The sequence below is a fragment of the Bacillus sp. FSL M8-0166 genome (genome assembly GCF_038008825.1).
Taxonomy (GTDB): domain Bacteria; phylum Bacillota; class Bacilli; order Bacillales; family Bacillaceae; genus Bacillus; species Bacillus safensis.
Window position 1 is genome coordinate 3,073,474 of record NZ_JBBOZZ010000001.1, and the last position, 16,311, is coordinate 3,089,784.

Annotated in this window: 17 protein-coding genes; 10 read left to right on the forward strand and 7 right to left on the reverse strand. The window is 42.2% G+C overall.

Annotated features, from left to right (window positions below):
• From NSS92_RS15855 to NSS92_RS15875, 5 genes are all read left to right on the forward strand, one after another.
• Positions 1-741 carry a sugar phosphate nucleotidyltransferase gene (locus NSS92_RS15855; RefSeq protein WP_340869171.1) on the forward strand — a complete coding sequence of 247 codons (741 nt, stop codon included), beginning with the start codon at positions 1-3 and terminating at the stop codon, positions 739-741.
• Positions 738-1,703 (forward strand): dTDP-glucose 4,6-dehydratase, encoded by a 966-nt coding sequence (gene rfbB, locus NSS92_RS15860; RefSeq protein ID WP_267586884.1) that lies wholly within the window; start codon positions 738-740, stop codon positions 1,701-1,703. The genes NSS92_RS15855 and rfbB overlap by 4 nt, the downstream gene beginning before the upstream one ends.
• A gap of 3 nt (positions 1,704-1,706) precedes the next feature.
• Positions 1,707-2,561, forward strand: a complete 855-nt coding sequence (rfbD, locus tag NSS92_RS15865; RefSeq protein ID WP_340869173.1) for a dTDP-4-dehydrorhamnose reductase — start codon at positions 1,707-1,709, stop codon at positions 2,559-2,561.
• Positions 2,554-3,009, forward strand: coding sequence for a dTDP-4-dehydrorhamnose 3,5-epimerase family protein (locus NSS92_RS15870; protein ID WP_340869174.1), 456 nt, complete (start codon positions 2,554-2,556; stop codon positions 3,007-3,009). Before rfbD ends, NSS92_RS15870 begins: the two co-directional genes overlap by 8 nt.
• Before the next feature lie 103 nt (positions 3,010-3,112).
• Complete coding sequence (locus tag NSS92_RS15875) at positions 3,113-3,904, forward strand: SDR family oxidoreductase (RefSeq protein ID WP_324290859.1); 792 nt, start codon at positions 3,113-3,115, stop codon at positions 3,902-3,904.
• 14 nt (positions 3,905-3,918) lie between these two features.
• Here NSS92_RS15875 and NSS92_RS15880 read toward each other — a convergent pair whose 3' ends face one another.
• From NSS92_RS15880 to NSS92_RS15905, 6 genes are all read right to left on the reverse strand, one after another.
• Positions 3,919-5,112, reverse strand: coding sequence for a pyridoxal phosphate-dependent aminotransferase (locus tag NSS92_RS15880; RefSeq protein WP_340870053.1), 1,194 nt, complete (start codon positions 5,110-5,112; stop codon positions 3,919-3,921).
• 17 nt (positions 5,113-5,129) lie between these two features.
• Positions 5,130-6,551 carry an ATP-grasp domain-containing protein gene (locus NSS92_RS15885; RefSeq protein ID WP_340869175.1) on the reverse strand — a complete coding sequence of 474 codons (1,422 nt, stop codon included), beginning with the start codon at positions 6,549-6,551 and terminating at the stop codon, positions 5,130-5,132.
• Positions 6,552-6,566: 15 nt separating this feature from the next.
• On the reverse strand, positions 6,567-7,328 hold the full coding sequence (locus NSS92_RS15890) for an SDR family NAD(P)-dependent oxidoreductase (RefSeq protein ID WP_095409823.1): 762 nt from the start codon (positions 7,326-7,328) through the stop codon (positions 6,567-6,569).
• Positions 7,325-8,032 (reverse strand): cupin domain-containing protein, encoded by a 708-nt coding sequence (locus NSS92_RS15895; protein ID WP_034281271.1) that lies wholly within the window; start codon positions 8,030-8,032, stop codon positions 7,325-7,327. The genes NSS92_RS15890 and NSS92_RS15895 overlap by 4 nt, the downstream gene beginning before the upstream one ends.
• Position 8,033: 1 nt before the next feature.
• Positions 8,034-8,636 (reverse strand): bacilysin biosynthesis protein BacA, encoded by a 603-nt coding sequence (locus NSS92_RS15900; RefSeq protein WP_024423797.1) that lies wholly within the window; start codon positions 8,634-8,636, stop codon positions 8,034-8,036.
• A gap of 149 nt (positions 8,637-8,785) precedes the next feature.
• Positions 8,786-10,018 (reverse strand): MFS transporter, encoded by a 1,233-nt coding sequence (locus NSS92_RS15905; RefSeq protein WP_267586878.1) that lies wholly within the window; start codon positions 10,016-10,018, stop codon positions 8,786-8,788.
• Positions 10,019-10,163: 145 nt separating this feature from the next.
• Here NSS92_RS15905 and NSS92_RS15910 point away from each other — a divergent pair, with 145 nt between their 5' ends.
• A complete protein-coding gene (locus NSS92_RS15910; RefSeq protein WP_267586877.1) occupies positions 10,164-10,643 on the forward strand; it encodes an Lrp/AsnC family transcriptional regulator in 480 nt (159 codons plus the stop codon).
• Positions 10,644-11,025: 382 nt separating this feature from the next.
• On the forward strand, positions 11,026-11,994 hold the full coding sequence (locus NSS92_RS15915; RefSeq protein WP_340869184.1) for an alpha/beta hydrolase family protein: 969 nt from the start codon (positions 11,026-11,028) through the stop codon (positions 11,992-11,994).
• 517 nt (positions 11,995-12,511) lie between these two features.
• On the opposite strand, the gene hemQ is transcribed toward NSS92_RS15915, so the two are convergent.
• Positions 12,512-13,282 carry a hydrogen peroxide-dependent heme synthase gene (gene hemQ / locus NSS92_RS15920; protein ID WP_024423793.1) on the reverse strand — a complete coding sequence of 257 codons (771 nt, stop codon included), beginning with the start codon at positions 13,280-13,282 and terminating at the stop codon, positions 12,512-12,514.
• 240 nt (positions 13,283-13,522) lie between these two features.
• Between hemQ and pta the strand changes: the two genes are divergently transcribed.
• The 3 genes from pta to NSS92_RS15935 all read left to right on the forward strand — a co-directional run bounded on the left by pta (position 13,523) and on the right by NSS92_RS15935 (position 16,298).
• Positions 13,523-14,494: a phosphate acetyltransferase gene (pta, locus tag NSS92_RS15925; RefSeq protein ID WP_024423792.1), complete on the forward strand. Its 972-nt coding sequence runs from the start codon at positions 13,523-13,525 to the stop codon at positions 14,492-14,494.
• A 130-nt stretch (positions 14,495-14,624) separates the two neighbouring features.
• Positions 14,625-15,476 carry a MurR/RpiR family transcriptional regulator gene (locus tag NSS92_RS15930; protein WP_267586875.1) on the forward strand — a complete coding sequence of 284 codons (852 nt, stop codon included), beginning with the start codon at positions 14,625-14,627 and terminating at the stop codon, positions 15,474-15,476.
• Positions 15,477-15,626: 150 nt separating this feature from the next.
• Positions 15,627-16,298, forward strand: a complete 672-nt coding sequence (locus tag NSS92_RS15935) for an RraA family protein (protein WP_340869188.1) — start codon at positions 15,627-15,629, stop codon at positions 16,296-16,298.
• The last annotated feature ends 13 nt before the right edge of the window (positions 16,299-16,311 follow it).

The following is a 16,311-nucleotide window of genomic DNA, read 5'->3' on the forward strand; positions in this document are numbered from 1 at the left end:
GTGAAGGGAGTTATTTTAGCAGGAGGAAAGGGATCACGACTGGCGCCTTTAACGAAGATTTTCAATAAACATTTATTGCCGGTTGGTCCATATCCGATGATTTATTGGTCATTGTTCAAATTAAAGGAAGCAGGGATTTTAGATGTGATGGTCATATCACAAGAAGAACAAATCCCGCTGTTTCAAAAGCTGCTTGAAAGCGATCAGGAACTTGGGATGAACATCGTATATCAGGTACAGCCTGAAGCGTCTGGGATATCAGACGGTTTATCCTATGCAAAGCCCTTTGTAGAAGAGGAGAAGTTTGTGCTGATGCTTGGTGATAATGTATTTGAAGATTCGCTAAGCCCTTTTGTTGAAGCTTTTCAGCAGCAAGAAAGTGGAGCCAAGGTTCTGTTGAAAGAAGTGGCAGATCCACAGCGATTTGGCATTGCAGAAATTGATGCTGCCCGCCAACGGATTTTATCAATAGAGGAAAAGCCGGAGCATCCGCGCTCATCCTACTGCGTCACGGGCATCTATTTTTATGATCAAGAAGTCTTTCAATATATTGAGAAAATCTCGCCGTCAGATCGAGGCGAATTAGAGATTACAGACGTGAACAATCTCTATATCTCAAATAGCCAGCTGACCTATGATATGTTAAAAGGGTGGTGGATTGATGCAGGAACACATGAATCTCTCCACGAAGCATCTGCGAAAATGTTTGAAACGATGAAGAAAAAAGAGGGATCCGAATGACGAAGTCTTATTTAATTACAGGCGGAGCGGGTTTTATCGGACTGAATTTTGTGAAGCTGATGCTTCAGGACACAGATGTCCGGCTCACCGTTTTTGATAAATTAACGTATGCCAGTCATCCAGAGGAGATGGATGAATTATTAAAGTTGTCTCATTTTCGTTTTATTCAAGGGGATATTACCCTTCAGCATGAGCTGGATCAAGCATTTGATGAAGTCTATGATGCGATCATTCATTTTGCGGCAGAATCGCATGTTGATCGCAGCATTGAATCAGCAGAGCCTTTTATTCAAACAAATGTCCTTGGAACGTATCGTATGCTTGAAGCGGTCTTAAAAGGAAAGGCGAAAAAGCTCATTCATATTTCAACAGATGAAGTATATGGAGATTTGGAGCCAGATGATCCTGCTTTCACAGAACAAACACCACTCTCACCGAATAATCCTTATTCAGCAAGCAAGGCGAGTTCAGACCTGCTTGTGAAATCCTATATCCACACTCACCAATTACCCGCAATGATTACACGATGCAGCAACAATTACGGACCGTATCAGCATGAGGAAAAATTAATACCGACCATTATTAGAAAAGCGGTCAATGGAGAGAAAATCCCGATTTATGGAGACGGACAGCAAATTCGCGATTGGCTGTATGTAGAGGACCATGCGAGAGCTGTGAAGCAGGTACTCGAAAACGGCACAGCCGGGCAGGTATACAATATTGGCGGCGGCAATGAGAAAACAAATCTTGATTTAACCAAAACTATTTTATCGCAGCTCGGAATCAGTCATGATCAAATTGCGTTTATTCAAGACCGAAAAGGACATGACAGACGGTATGCCATTGATGCCAGTAAACTAAAAGGCGAGCTCGGCTGGACGCAGGAGACGTCATTTGAAGAAGGTATCAAAAAAACGATCAATTGGTATCAAACCAAATACGATCAGAGCGAAGAAGGGTGACGGATGAAAGTTTTAATCACCGGTGCAGGCGGCCAATTAGGGAAAGAATTGAGCAGACAGCTCAAGGAAAAAGACATGACCGTCATTGCCTTAACGAGGAACATGCTCAATATCGCAGACCAGCAGGCAGTCAGACATGCGATGAGACACTTTCAGCCTGATATTGTGGTCAGTGCAGCAGCCTATACATCTGTTGATCAGTGTGAAACAGAAACGGAAAAGGCATATCTTGTGAATGGCATTGGCGCTTACTATACAGCACTGGAAGCAAAACGCGCAGGCGCTGATGTGTTACATGTCAGTACAGATTATGTGTTTGACGGGCAGGCGGACACCCCTTACCAAATCGATGCACAAGCAGACCCTCAAACCATTTATGGAAAGAGTAAAAAGCTTGGTGAGGAATTGATTCAGCTTGTGTCAGACGAAGTGAAAATCATTCGTACCTCGTGGCTTTATGGACATGAAGGGCATAACTTTGTGAATACCATTCTTCGGCTCGCTGAAACGAAAGATCATTTGCGCATTGTGAACGATCAAATAGGGTCTCCTACTTATACAAAGGATGTAGCCGAGGCCTTGATTCATTTGTTTGATCAGAAGGCAGGCGTGTATCATGTCAGTAATCGAGAAAGCTGTTCCTGGTTTGATTTTGCGTCAGAAATTGTGATGAAAAGCGGCCTGTCCGCCACAATTGAGCCGATTTCCACGGAAGAGTACGGCTTCCAAACGCCTCGCCCAGCCTATTCTGTCTTAGATCTTCAAGCGATTGAAGCCACAGGCTGGCAGCCGAGGCATTGGAAGGATGCACTTTACGAATATTTGCAGAAAGAAGGGAGATGGCAACAGCATGATTGATGGTGTTCAAACGAAAAAACTCATGAAACATTGTGATGACCGCGGCTTTTTTGCAGAGCTCATTCGAGATGATGAACCGATGCTGAAACGCTTTGGTCAGGCGTCATGGTCGAAAAGCTTTCCAGGCGTGATCAAAGCCTTTCATTATCATGAAAAACAAGACGACGTTTGGTTCTTCCCCGCAGGTCATGCGCAGGTCGTGTTATATGATTTGCGTAAGGACTCTTCCACAAAGGGGCAAACCGATGTGTATTATATGGGGGAAGACAATCCGATGCTGCTTCTCATCCCAAAGGGTGTCGCGCATGGCTATCGTGTACTAGGTGAGACGCCGCTGCAAATTGTGTATTTCACAACAGAATCGTATGACCCGAAAAACCCAGATGAAAAGAGAATTGCCTGGAATGACGAAACGATCGGGTTTAATTGGGAAACGACATTTAAATAGAGAACGGGGGCCTTTCGCAGGAGAAAGGTCTTTTTTTGTTGAAATACATTCTATATGTGTCATTTTATGTATATGTACTAAGCTGATAAGAAAAGGGATGTGGATGAATTTGTCTAAAAGAATTGCATTTGTAACTGGAGCAAGTACAGGAATTGGAAAGGCCATCGCCATAAAGCTTGCCGCTCAAGACAATGTAAAGGTCATCATCAATTCTAGAAATCAATCCTCGCTAGAAGATGCGCTGCAGCACATTGGGCGTATGGCAGAAACAAAGGAGCCGGTGGCTCTTTTCTGTGGCGACATGTCAGATGAAGGGGTGAGGGCTGAGGCTTTTACGGAAATAGAAAAAGAGTTTGGCAGACTGGATGTGTTGATTAATAACATTCCAGGGGGGAAGCCGGATACCTTTGATTCGTGTGATAGCGAGCAGATGATGGCAGTATTTTCTCAAAAAGCCATTGCGTACATTGATACGATGAAGCGTGCGGCAGCGATGATGAAACGACATGAATATGGCCGGATCATTCAAATTGTCGGGAACCTATGGAAGGAACCTGGTGACCAAATGTTTACGAACAGTATGATGAATGCAGCAATTATCAATGCTAGTAAAAATGCTGCCACACAGCTTGCACCTTCAGGGATCACAGTGAATTGTTTAAACCCAGGATTTATTGCTACAGATCGGTATGAACAATTTATCGGAAACATGATGCGTAAACAGGCATTATCGCGGGAAGAAGCTGTACAGGCTGTAGCGTCAGGAATTCCAATGCAAAGAGTGGGCTCAGCGAGTGAAATGGCTTCATTGGCCGCTTTTATCGCATCAGAGGAAGCCTCCTATCTTACAGGGCAGCAAATATCTGTCGATGGTGGAGCAATGAAAAGTATATAGCATCAAAAAACCCGCTATATGCGGGTTTTTTGATTAAAGCGGATCGGAAGAATGCGAAGCCGGTCGATAAACAGGGCGAGCTGTTCAATTGGAGCAACCATTGAGATGCGGACATGACGGCTTCCATGTGCTCCAAACACACCCCCAGGCGTGACGACGACATCAGTATGTTCGAGTAAATAGTCAGCAAATGCATGAGAATGTTCAAAATCATCAGGGATTGGAGCCCATAAATAAAAGGCGCCAGCTGGACGTTCGATGGACCATCCTAGCTGCTTTTCTGCCTGACGGATGAAGAATTGAATTCGTTCAAGGTAGACCTCTTTTAATGATTGTATGTGACGGTCATCACTTTGCAAGGCGACGGTTGCGGCTTGTTGAAATCCGCCATACATACTGACAAACACATGATCTTGGAAGGCGTTAATGGCTTGGATGATTTCCTCATTACCTACAGCAAAAGCGACTCTCCATCCTGCCATATTAAATGTTTTGGATAGAGAATATAATTCCACTCCTACGCTTTTCCCAAGAGGAGCGTTCAGAAAGCTAACGGGCTTTTGTTCATAATGAAATGAACCATAGGCAAAATCATGAATGACATGCAGTCCGTGAGCTGAGGCGAAATCAGCAGTCTCTTCAAAAAATGCATCATTTGCCACAGCACCTGTTGGGTTATTCGGATAATTTAAGAAAAGAACCTTTGCCTTTTTTAGCACCTCCGGATCAATTGAAGAGAGATTCGGCAAATAGCCATTTTTCGATTCAAGTTTGATGCAGTAGGGCTTTGCGTCTGCCATCAAGATCCCAGAATGATATTCTGGGTATCCTGGATCGGGGACGAGGGCAACGTCCCCAGGGTCAAGCAGACACTGACTCATGACATAAAGGCCTGTTTTTCCCCCATTGAAAAGGGCAACTTCTTTCTGTGGGTCTATCTCAGTGCCAAACTCCTTTTTGTAGAAATCTGCAATGGCTTGCTTGAAAAAGTCGAAGCCTCTAAAAGGTGCATATTGCTGAAATTGCAAAGTGTCTGCTGCCTCTTGAAGGGCGCTTACGATATGTGCAGGAGTAGGAAGATCGGGATTTCCCTGACCAAGGTTTATGATGTTCGCTCCGTTTTCTGCTTTTTGCGCAATTTTCTCAAATACGGTTCCAAATTTCTGTTCTGGCAGCCGTTCAATTATGTTAGATGGTAAGATTTCCACCACGTTACCCTCTCTTTCTATCCCTTCACTAATTCATCCATTAACTGAATTGCAGCTTGCTTCTGTAAGTTGCGGATGGATGCGGCAACATCCTGTGAGGATGACCCTTTTAATTCAAGCGACACGATGCCGTTAAAGGCTTCAAATAAAGATAAATCCACAAAGGTGCCTTTGGATGGGACGGATTCACTGACGATCACAGTATCTCCAACTAAAGCATCCTTTGGAATATGGACATGATCAATGGTGATATGTGTGGCCTCTGCCGGTATGTGTCCGCTTTCTTTGAAATGCTGAGGGTATAAATGGCAGTCTGCTAGATAATGCGTATGTCCAGAAAGCAGCTCTTTTGGCAGCTCCGCTTTTTTTCCATCGACTAATACATCGATCAGCAGCTTGGCCATATCCACCCCAAACACTTTTTTGATATTCGGAATCATATTCCAGCCAGCAAATCTAGCTGCTGATTCGATTAGTCCCGTTTCTCGATTTTTCATGAGCTTGATCTCTGTATGGGTCGCACAGTTTTCAAGGCCTAGCCCTTCATTTGCCTTCTTTGCTGCCTCAATGATGATTTGCTGGGCTTCATTGTCTAGGATCGAGGGAGTGATATGAGCCGTTTCTGTAAAACCGATTTGAGGGGTCTTGTCATGAATGACAAAAGGGATATATTCTCCTTCCACGACAAACCCTTCTATACTGACATAATCAGAATAGCCATCCCCTTGATACCAATCCTCGTAAGCACCCTCTAAGTACGTTTCAGCGACAAATGGTGCTTCATATGTTACAGCGTTTGGGACGGGAATTGTTTGTAAGTAGGATTGTACGTTTAAAAAGAGATCATCACTGCCGGCTCTGTCATGAAAAAGGGTCACGCCAATGGAGCTTGCTAAATATGTAGGCTTTAAAATAAGCGGTGTCCCGATATGTTCAATAGCTTGCTGGAAATCAGCTAAAGTAGTGACAGGCTGAGTTTTCACCGCTTTGACACCAGCAGCGTTGAATGCAGCCCTCATTTGGCTTTTATCACGTGCCATTTCAGCTGCTTTTACCCCAGCGCCGCGCAGCCCCAGCCGCTCAGCTGCTTTTGCCATTGGTGCAATGAATAATTCATTATTGGTGGTGATGGCATCAGCTTTGAAAAAGGAAGCCACACGGACTAGGTCATCCACCACTTCTTCCTCTGATTTCAGATAATCATCATGTGCCCAGTAAATAGAATCAGGGTGTTCAAAAGAAGGGTGTGTCTCAAAATAATCACGATCTTTGATGACGGCAATGGAGTATTTTTCGATTAGTTCAGCGTGACCCTTTGTAATGGCAAAGGGTCTAGGGATATAAGAAACGATATGATAAGATGCCGCCACGCTTTCATAAAACATATGGGGCGGGCATCCTCCTAAGTCAGCGATGACAAGTACGGTTTTTTTACTCAATGAAAGCACTCCTTTTTATCTAGCGGTGTAACCGCCATCTACTGTGACAACACTTCCAGTCATATAGCTGGATAGATCAGAGGCGAGAAACAGCATCACGCCCGCAATTTCCTCGGGTTTTCCGAGACGAAGTAATGGGTTCACCTTTGCTTTTTCCTTTTTGACAACCTCAAGACTTTCTGAATGATTGTCTAAAAAGGATTTTTCATTTAATGGCGTATCAATGATGCCTGGGGCGATACAATTCACCCTGATTTGATGAGCAGCATAGTCGATCGCCATCGATTTGGTGAGCTGGATGACGCCGCCCTTCGTTGCGTTGTATGCAGGAATGTCAGGCCAGCCAACGAGACCTCCGACAGATCCAGTATTAATAATACTTCCGCTTTTCTTCTCAAGCATATGCGGCAATGTATGCTTACTCATAAGAAATACACCAGTCAGGTTGACCTGTAGAATGTGGTTCCAATCCTCCAGTGTCATCTCGTGAACAGGTGAGACAATTTCGATGCCTGCATTGTTAATCAAAACATCAATTGTCCCGAATTGGCTCAGCACGGATTGAACGGTTTTTTGACAGTCAGACTCATTCGTAATATCTGTTTTGAAAAACGCTGCATGTTCATGAGGCAATGATTCAACGAGTTGTTTACCGCTATCTTCATTGATATCAGCTACAGCTACTTTTGCTCCGTGTTCAAGGAAAAGCTTGACGGCGGCAAGCCCAATCCCAGACGCACCTCCTGTAATCAGGACGACTTTTCCGGCAATGTTCATTTCTTCACCTTAGACGCTTTTGGCTTTAAGCGGTTATAGCGTGGAGGGAAGAAGAGATTAATAGACTTTGATGCTTCTGGTTTTGGATTAATGGCGCCGTGATCTTCTTTTGGATCACAGAAGTAAGTCGTGCCAAATTCCATCTTTTCTGTAAAGCCTTCAATCGTCATATCGTACCCACCGCTAATGCAAATCCCGATTTGTTCATTACGGTGCTTATGAAAAGGCATTTCCCCGCCATTTCCCGGAATGTTGGCAATCATAAGCTCCATCCAGTCCTCCACAAAAAAAGTCACTTCCATGCCAGGAAGTAAATCACGAGTTTTGAAAATGTCTAAGAAATAAGTAGGAGGAGCCGTATATTCTTCACCATCTTTTAATCTCTTAATATCAATGGCGATCACTTCTTCATCTGTCAGATTCGATGCGCCGTGAGGTACGAATGGTGGTGCAATATAGGCTGATTCTAATGGGGTCAGCAATTGGGTCGATTGGCCGACCGTCATTTGAAGCTCGCCTTTTAATACGATGCCGATTTGTGCTTCTGGATGCTCGTGAGGTTCGATGATTGTGTGAGGAGGGACGTATGAAATTAACACTTCCGTATCGCCTCTGACAGTAGAATATTGGATGACACCATTATCCCATTCTCGTTTTTTCGCTTGAGGAAAATATAATTCTTGCACCTTTTGTTCAGTTGTCATGTTACATCTCTCCTTTTCCGAATATAGACCAGCTCATAGGAATGCTTTTAAATGTTCGAATGAAGGTGAGCCCGTATGTAGCTCTAGCCACCTCATTGGTTAAAGCGAAATCAAATTCACCGTCTCTTACTTTTTGTGCGGCTGTACTTGTAGAATTGACAAGCTCAAATTCAGCATTTTGATGAATAAAATATTGAATCAAATTCACAGGTGCAGGATGAGAAACAATTTTTAAATGGTGAAGCATTTGTTCTTGAAAGGGGAAATCTGGTCTGACAGCCAAACCATACATGGGCGTGTCACATCTGAATATTTGTAAAAGCTGTAGGTCAGGTCTCATGTAGAAGTGTTTAATTCCTTCGTATGCGTGTGGAACGAGAGTGTATTGGAGTGCGTTAGAGAGAGTATGTTCAATGCAAGTTTCGAATGTGTCGTAAAGGGATAGTTTCGTATGAGTGCCGAGTGTAGTGGTGGAATGAGAGATGAAATGTTTTGCTGCATATTCACTGCTTGTCCCCTTAGGGCCTAATGTATTGACTGTAAACATCTTAGGTGAAACGATGGGCTCTTCTTTGAAATGAAAAACATCATTCTTTAAGATCATGTTTACCATCCAATCTTTTTCAAATTTTTACTAGATTATAAAAAATAAAATTGGCAATTGTCAACAAAATTTATAAAAAATGTATTTTATGATGATATTAAAAATTGATCTAAAAAACTGCACATATCGAGATGTGCAGTGAAATGAGCTCACGTTTCAAATGTTTTTTTATGTTTCTGCTGTAAGGTTTTTTCACGTTTATAGCTGACGAAGCTGATGAGAAAACCAACAAGCGTAATGAGTGCACATACAAGCCCTACCGTATGATAGCCGAAATGGACATAAACAGGTCCCATCAGAGCGGACCCAAGCATTACGGCAAGATTGGAAGCAAGGCTGTAAAAAGCCATCACTTTGCCTCGGTGGGTTTGGGAGCAGTCGCTCAGGACGGTGCTCAAAAGCGTGACAGATAAACTTTGCATGGCACCCCAAATAAATAAAGCGAAAATGAGCAATGTCCATGAGAACGGTGCATAAGGAAGTAAGGCAAGAACGAGCGTAATGCCGCCCAGCACAAAGAAAAGAGACCGCGTTTTGCCAAACCAATCTGCTAATTTCCCAGTAAACATACTCATGGAAAAGCCAACACCATAAGCCATGATCAGAAGTCCAGCAGTCGATTGCCCTCCGGAAAACAGACTTTGCAGGTAAGCTCCTAAAAATGAGTACATGCCATAAAATCCAAGCATGTTACAAAATGTCACGGTCAAATAGGCAGGGACTCGGTCGATTTTTAAAGCCCCCCATAAAGAGCCTGATTTCTCCCTAGCTTGAGGAGCCTTCGGATCAGCTGTTGCCACTTGTTTTCGTGATTCAAGGATGACGAGCAGCAGGACAACGAGACTCATCATGGCGAAAATCCAAAATGTCCAGCGCCAGTTCAAACTTTGACCGATAAAGGCGCCAATGGGCACACCAAGGACAAGAGAAAGAGACCAGCTCGATACAATGAGCCCCATCACTTTGCCGCGATACTCGTATGGAACCCGGTCGCCCACAAGAGCATAGGCTGTTGGCACAAATACACCAGTCGCCAGCCCAGAAATAGCACGGCCTGCAAAAAACACGGCCAAATTTGGGGCAGCAGCACACATCACTGTTCCAATCAAAAAGAAAGACAGCCCAATAATCAAACACAGCTCTCTTGAATACCGGTCCCCTAAAGGAACGAGCAGCGGAGCTCCAACCAGCACAGCTAACCCATAAATGCTGATGGAAAGAGCGAGAACATCAAGAGAGTGCTGAAAGGAGTTTGATAAATCAGGCAGCAGCGGTGAAATCACCAGCTCTTCCGATCCCGCCGCAAAAACGCCAAGTGTGAGTGCGATGGCAAGTGTGATGGGAAATGTTTTAGAAGCCTGGCTGTCTAAAGATTCTTTCATCAAGTGATCCCTCCATACTTGCTTTTTCATTCAATTCCGTTAAAATAAATTCTACCATTATTTAGTTTTATTTTACATTTCGCATCATAAGTATTATCATAAAATACTTTTCAAATGGAACGATTTTTGGATAGGAGAGGTACGAATGAAAATCACCGATGTAGATGTGCATATTTTAAATGAATTGAGAGAAGATGCCCGCTTATCCATGAGGGAATTGTCCAAACGAGTGAATTTATCAGCACCTGCGGTAGCAGAAAGAGTGCGTAAATTAGAGGATGCAGGGATTATCGAAGGGTATTCTGTTCAGGTCAATTATAAAAAATTAGGGCTTCTGATTGACTGCCTGCTGGAAGTTACGGTGTTAAATGGGGAGTATCAGCGTTTTGTGGCTTTTATGAACGAGCACCCACGCGCCTTTTTTGCTTATCGAGTGGCAGGGCAGTCTTGCTTTTTCATTAAACTGTCAGTTTCTTCTCTTGAAGAAATTGAAGCCTTTATTCAAGAAGTGTCTGGATTTACAAAAACCGTATCCCATATTGTCTTGTCAGAGCACTCTTTTTCTCATCCCATTCAGGAACGTGTGAAACCAATAGAAGAGCCAGAAGTGACCGTGGTGAAATAAAAAGTTTCAGATTGTTGACAAAGAGCTAAAATGATCTTTAGTTTAGCCCTTTGTATTTTTTCAGCTCAGCGTGATAGAAAACCTTTGAAGTCTAGGAAGGGCGAGCACCGGAGCGCAGGACTGACAACGAATGCTAGGGTTTGTCTACACGCTGAAAGGACCTGTCTCAGGTCCTTTTTCCTCGTTTATCTGACTGATAGCTCATAATCGTAATGATAAGACCAATAAATGTCACAGCTGCAGTAAATAACGGAACAAGCTGTAAATGTGTGATTTCGATAGCAAGACCGCCAAGCGCTGCACCAACGGCATTCCCAATATTAAAGGCAGAATGGAGAAATATTCGTATAGTAATAATTTGAGATTAAAGGAGTTAATTCTTTTGAAGCTTTTAAAAGTAATAGATTACGCAGCATTGATGGATATGCACAGAACAAGAAGTAAAGAAAGTCACTATAATAATTTGCCTATTGACGTAGGTAATAGGGATCGTTTTTTTAGTGCTCAGCCAATTGATTTACAATTTCACATCGATAACCATACAGCAAACTTAAAAAGTGGAATATTTTCTTTTCATTCAAGCATCAAATCTGGTGAAGATAAGAATGATAAGGTTTCTGGGGAAGTGTTTTTACGAAAAGAGTCAAAGCACAGGCCCAATGTAATCTTCGTACATGGATGGCGAATGGATTCATACGACAGAATCAAGAAGATTTATCACGATAAGATCGTTAAAAATTATGATTGGAATATGTATTACTACACGCTGCCTTATCATTTCGATAGGGAACCACAAAATTCAACATATTCTGGTGAACAGATGATTAGCGCCAATATAAGTCGAACCGTGCAATCCTCCCAGCAAGCTATTGTTGAACTTAGAGGGCTGATTAAATGGATCAAGGAAAATGAAGGTGGGGAAATAATCGTAGTTGGTATTAGTTTAGGAGGGTGGCTAACAAACTTATTAGCAACAGTCGAGAAAGACGTGAATATTGTCGTATCAGCTTTTTATGCGAACAATATTGCACATTCTATTTGGAATACTCTTCCTGGTAAGTATATACGAAGAGATCTGGAGGAACATGGAGCAACGTATGAAGAACTCGACAAAGCTTGGGACATTATGAACCCTAGTAAAGCAAAGCTTCTCGTAGACAAAGAAAATGTACTCTTAATATCAGGAAAATATGACATGTATATCGACATAAACGATGCTGATACTCTGTGGAATAGCTGGAATCAACCTAAAAGGCACATATACAGTTGTGGGCATGCTGGGATTGTTCTATCTAAAAATAGAATAGCAGGTGACACACTTCAATTTATTGAAAGTAGGCTAAAGAAATAAAATGATGTTCATCCTAACTGCATTGTTGTGGGTCATGAGTTTAGTTTTGTTTCTTACTTATCCTGAAAATAAAAAAACAAGATGGGGCAGCTTTATTGCAATTATGATTTTCGGCCTTGTGTTCTCAGAAATAATCACAAGTAAAAAGCGAAGTTTCATTTGGAAAATAATTTTGTTCATACCCGTCATCATTATGCAGATTTACTTTACGGAATTTTCTCAATGGCAAACACATCATGTAGTTCTTTCTTTATGGGTCGTACCGTATGTCTTTTTATTTTAATAGGTTTGATGGTTTATGCAGCATATACAGAAAAGAGTATAACAAGCAAAAGACAAAAGGTTTATACATGTCTAGTTGTTGTTCCAACACTTGATGACAAATTCAGTCATGCCAATCGAAAACGCACCGAGCGTTAATGCAAAAATAGCGATGGGGAAGTTTTTCATGATGTGATCACCTTTCTAAACAAATACATAAAAAAGCTTCGGAGAGATCCGAAGCCTTAAGAGTTTATCATACATGGAAGTAAGACGCCAGCTGCTCGTTTGCTAATCGGTTTCCAACAAAGAAGGAACCAAATTCGCCGTAGCGTGCACTGACTTCATCAAAGCGCATTTCATAAACCAATTTTTTAAATTGAAGCACATCATCAGAGAAAAGGGTAACGCCCCACTCATAATCATCAAAACCAACAGAACCTGTAATGATCTGTTTTACTTTTCCAGCATAGCTTCGGCCAATTAAGCCGTGGCTTCTCATAAGAGATTTACGCTCATCCATGGAAAGCATGTACCAGTTGTCATTGCCAGAACGTCTTTTATCCATTGGATAGAAGCACACGTATTGAGAAGAAGGAAGCTCTGGGTATAAGCGAGCACGTACATGCGGATTCTCGTAAGGATCTCCGCCATCGCCGCCTCCAGCTAAGTAGTTGCTGAGCTCAACAACTGAAACATACGAATAAGCTGGAATCGTAAACTCTGCTAGCCGTGTCTTGTTGAATTCGAGTTCAATTTCACCTAGTTCTTCCATTGTCGGACGTAAAATCATGAGCATAATATCTGCTTTTTGGCCGACAATACTATAGATTGTTTGGCTTCCAGCTTTATCTTGCTCAGCTGTCTTCCATTTTTCCAATAGACCTGTGAACTCATGAATGATGGCTTGGCGCTCATCACTTGTCAGCAGCTTCCAAGCTGTCCAGTCGATCGTTCTAAAATCATGCAGTGCATACCAGCCATCTAGTGTTTGAGCTGCTTCATTTGTTGTATGTTGTTCGCTCATTTCTTTCACTCCTATTAACAGTTTTCCATCTGTTCCAACTATAACATAGTTTGTCCAAATGGAGATGTGATCAAAACTTGAACGAGGAAGACAGCTTTTGTCAAAATTGATTAAATTAGTTTGAAAAATAAGAATTTAATTTGTAAGCGCTATAATATAAGTTGGTAGTTTGAATTTAGGTAGAAGAAGAGTATGCTTAAAAGAGAACGCTTTTTTTGTAAAATCAAGGAGGGTATTGAAGTGGCAGATATTTTTTCAACAGTTCAGGAAAAGGTTGCAGGTAAAGGAGTTAAGATCGTTTTTCCTGAGGGAATGGACGAACGCATTCTAACAGCCGTTCAAAAACTAGCAGATGGCAAAGTATTGCAGCCAATTGTGGTAGGAAAAAAACAAGAAGTTGAAGCTAAAGCAAAAGAATTAGGTCTTACACTTGATGGTGTTGACGTGTATGATCCTCATACATATGAAGGTTTTGAAGAGCTTGTACAAGCTTTCGTAGAAAGACGTAAAGGTAAAGCAACAGAAGAGCAAGCTAGAAAAGCATTACTAGATGAAAACTACTTCGGTACAATGCTTGTGTATAAAGGTCTTGCAGACGGACTTGTGAGCGGTGCGGCACACTCCACTGCTGACACAGTGCGCCCAGCACTTCAAATCATTAAAACAAAAGAAGGCGTAAAGAAAACATCTGGCGTCTTCATCATGGCTCGCGGCGAAGAGCAATATGTGTTTGCTGATTGCGCAATCAATATTGCACCAGACAGCCAAGATCTAGCTGAAATTGCGATTGAAAGTGCAAATACAGCCAAAATGTTTGATATCGAACCACGTGTGGCAATGCTTAGCTTCTCTACAAAAGGCTCAGCAAAATCAGACGAAACAGAAAAAGTATCTGAAGCAGTTCGCATTGCAAAAGAAAAGGCACCTGAGCTTGTACTTGATGGAGAATTCCAATTCGATGCAGCTTTCGTTCCTTCAGTAGCAGCGAAAAAAGCGCCGGATTCCGTCATCAAAGGCGACGCCAGCGTATTTGTTTTCCCTAGCCTCGAAGCTGGAAACATTGGCTACAAAATTGCACAGCGCTTAGGTAACTTTGAAGCTGTAGGTCCAATCCTGCAAGGCTTAAACCAGCCAGTAAACGATCTTTCAAGAGGCTGTAATGCCGAAGACGTTTACAACCTTGCGCTTATCACAGCAGCTCAAGCACTATAATGATCTCGACAAAGGCAGCCAGTACGATAGATTCGTGCTGGCTGTTTTTTTGATGACAAATGTGTACAATATAGGGGGAAAAGAAAAAATCTGATCGTAGATAAAGCCGATAGAATGGGCAGGTGCTATAATGGACGATTTAATACATAAGCTTCAGCATAAGGTCGCAGGATTAACCGAGGCACAAAGGAGAATTGCAGATTATATCGTGCAAAATCCAATGGAGGTTGCGTTTTTAACTGTAGATAAATTGGCGTCAAAAGTAGGGACTAGTACAGCTACCATCATGAGATTCTCTGCTGCTGTAGGGTATTCCGGTTTCTCCGAGCTTCAAAAAGAGCTTCAATCAAATATGAAGCATAAAGCTGCCCCTCAAACGAGACTTGAAGCGAACCTCAAGCATTCAAATAAAAGTAAGCTCCTGCATAATCATGTCGAGCTGCAATTTCAAAATATCCAGTACGCTTTAGACAATATCACGGAAGAAACCTTTCAGCATATTGTTGAAAAAATAGCCAGCTCCCGCCAGGTTCTGTGTACAAGTGTCCGAAGTGGAAGGCCTGTTGGCGAGTATCTGTCACTCGGAATCAATCGGCTGTTGGGAAACTGTCAATATATTGATGCGGACAAAAGTGACTGGGTGGATGATCTCGTTCATTTTCAATCTGATGATTTCATTATAGCGGTCAGTTATCCTCGCTATGCAAAGCGTTTGAAGGACTTGATGGAGGCAGCGAAGTCATATGGGGTGGAAGTGCTTTTAATTACAGACAGCTACAGCTCTCCTCTAACTAAGTATGCACAATATGTATTACCATGTTCCTCAGCAAGTGTGGGCTCTCATAACTCTGTCGTATCTGCTATTTTTATCGTAGATTATATTTTAAGTGCCTTAGCCATTAATGATCCTGAAAGGACAAAACCACGTTTAGATCAAATCAATCATATGTTAACGAAAATGAGTTATCACACAACACATTAGTCGTGTGATGACTCATTTTTTTAATTTAATTTTTTTGAAAGCGCTTTACTAAATAAAATCGAGATGGTATGATCGTATCACGAAAGTAATATATATTACTTTAATTAAATTAAATGTAATGAATATAACTAAAAGGGGATGATGGATACAATGAGTACTGTTCAATTCGTGTCAAATGATCTAATAGATCGGGCAAAAAAACTGAACTCGACCTTGCTGTCAGATGTGATGGGATGCACCGGCGCGATGGATCATCAAATTAAACCTGTTGCAAGAGGCATGAATATAGTAGGGACAGCTTTTACCGTTAGCTTACGGCCGGGGGATAATTTATTTCTTCATCATGCGATCTACTCTGCGAAAGAAGGAGATGTACTGATTGTTGATGGAAAAGACCATAAGGGTCATGCATATTTAGGGGAATTGATGGCAGGTGTAGCAAAGGCTGCAGGAATAGAAGGAATCGTGATTGACGGGCTTGTTCGCGACAAACTCGCTTTAGAGGAGCTGGCTTTTCCAATATACAGTAAGGGGTTTATGCCGAACGGACCTTTTAAAGATGGTCCTGGGGAATTGAATCAAACCATCTCGTGCGGCGGTGTCAAAGTAGCACCAGGTGATTTAGTCATTGCTGACGATGATGGAGTCGTCATCGTTCCACAGGAGAAGGCGGAACACCTGTTGACACTAGCGGAAGAGAAACAAGCGTATGAAAATCAGAGATTAAAAACGATTCAACAGTATATGGACGAAGGAAAGCAAGACATCAGTCTCTTAGCACCTGCATGGCTGGCAGGCAAAATGAAAAAATTTCAGGAATAGGGGAGAATCGGTG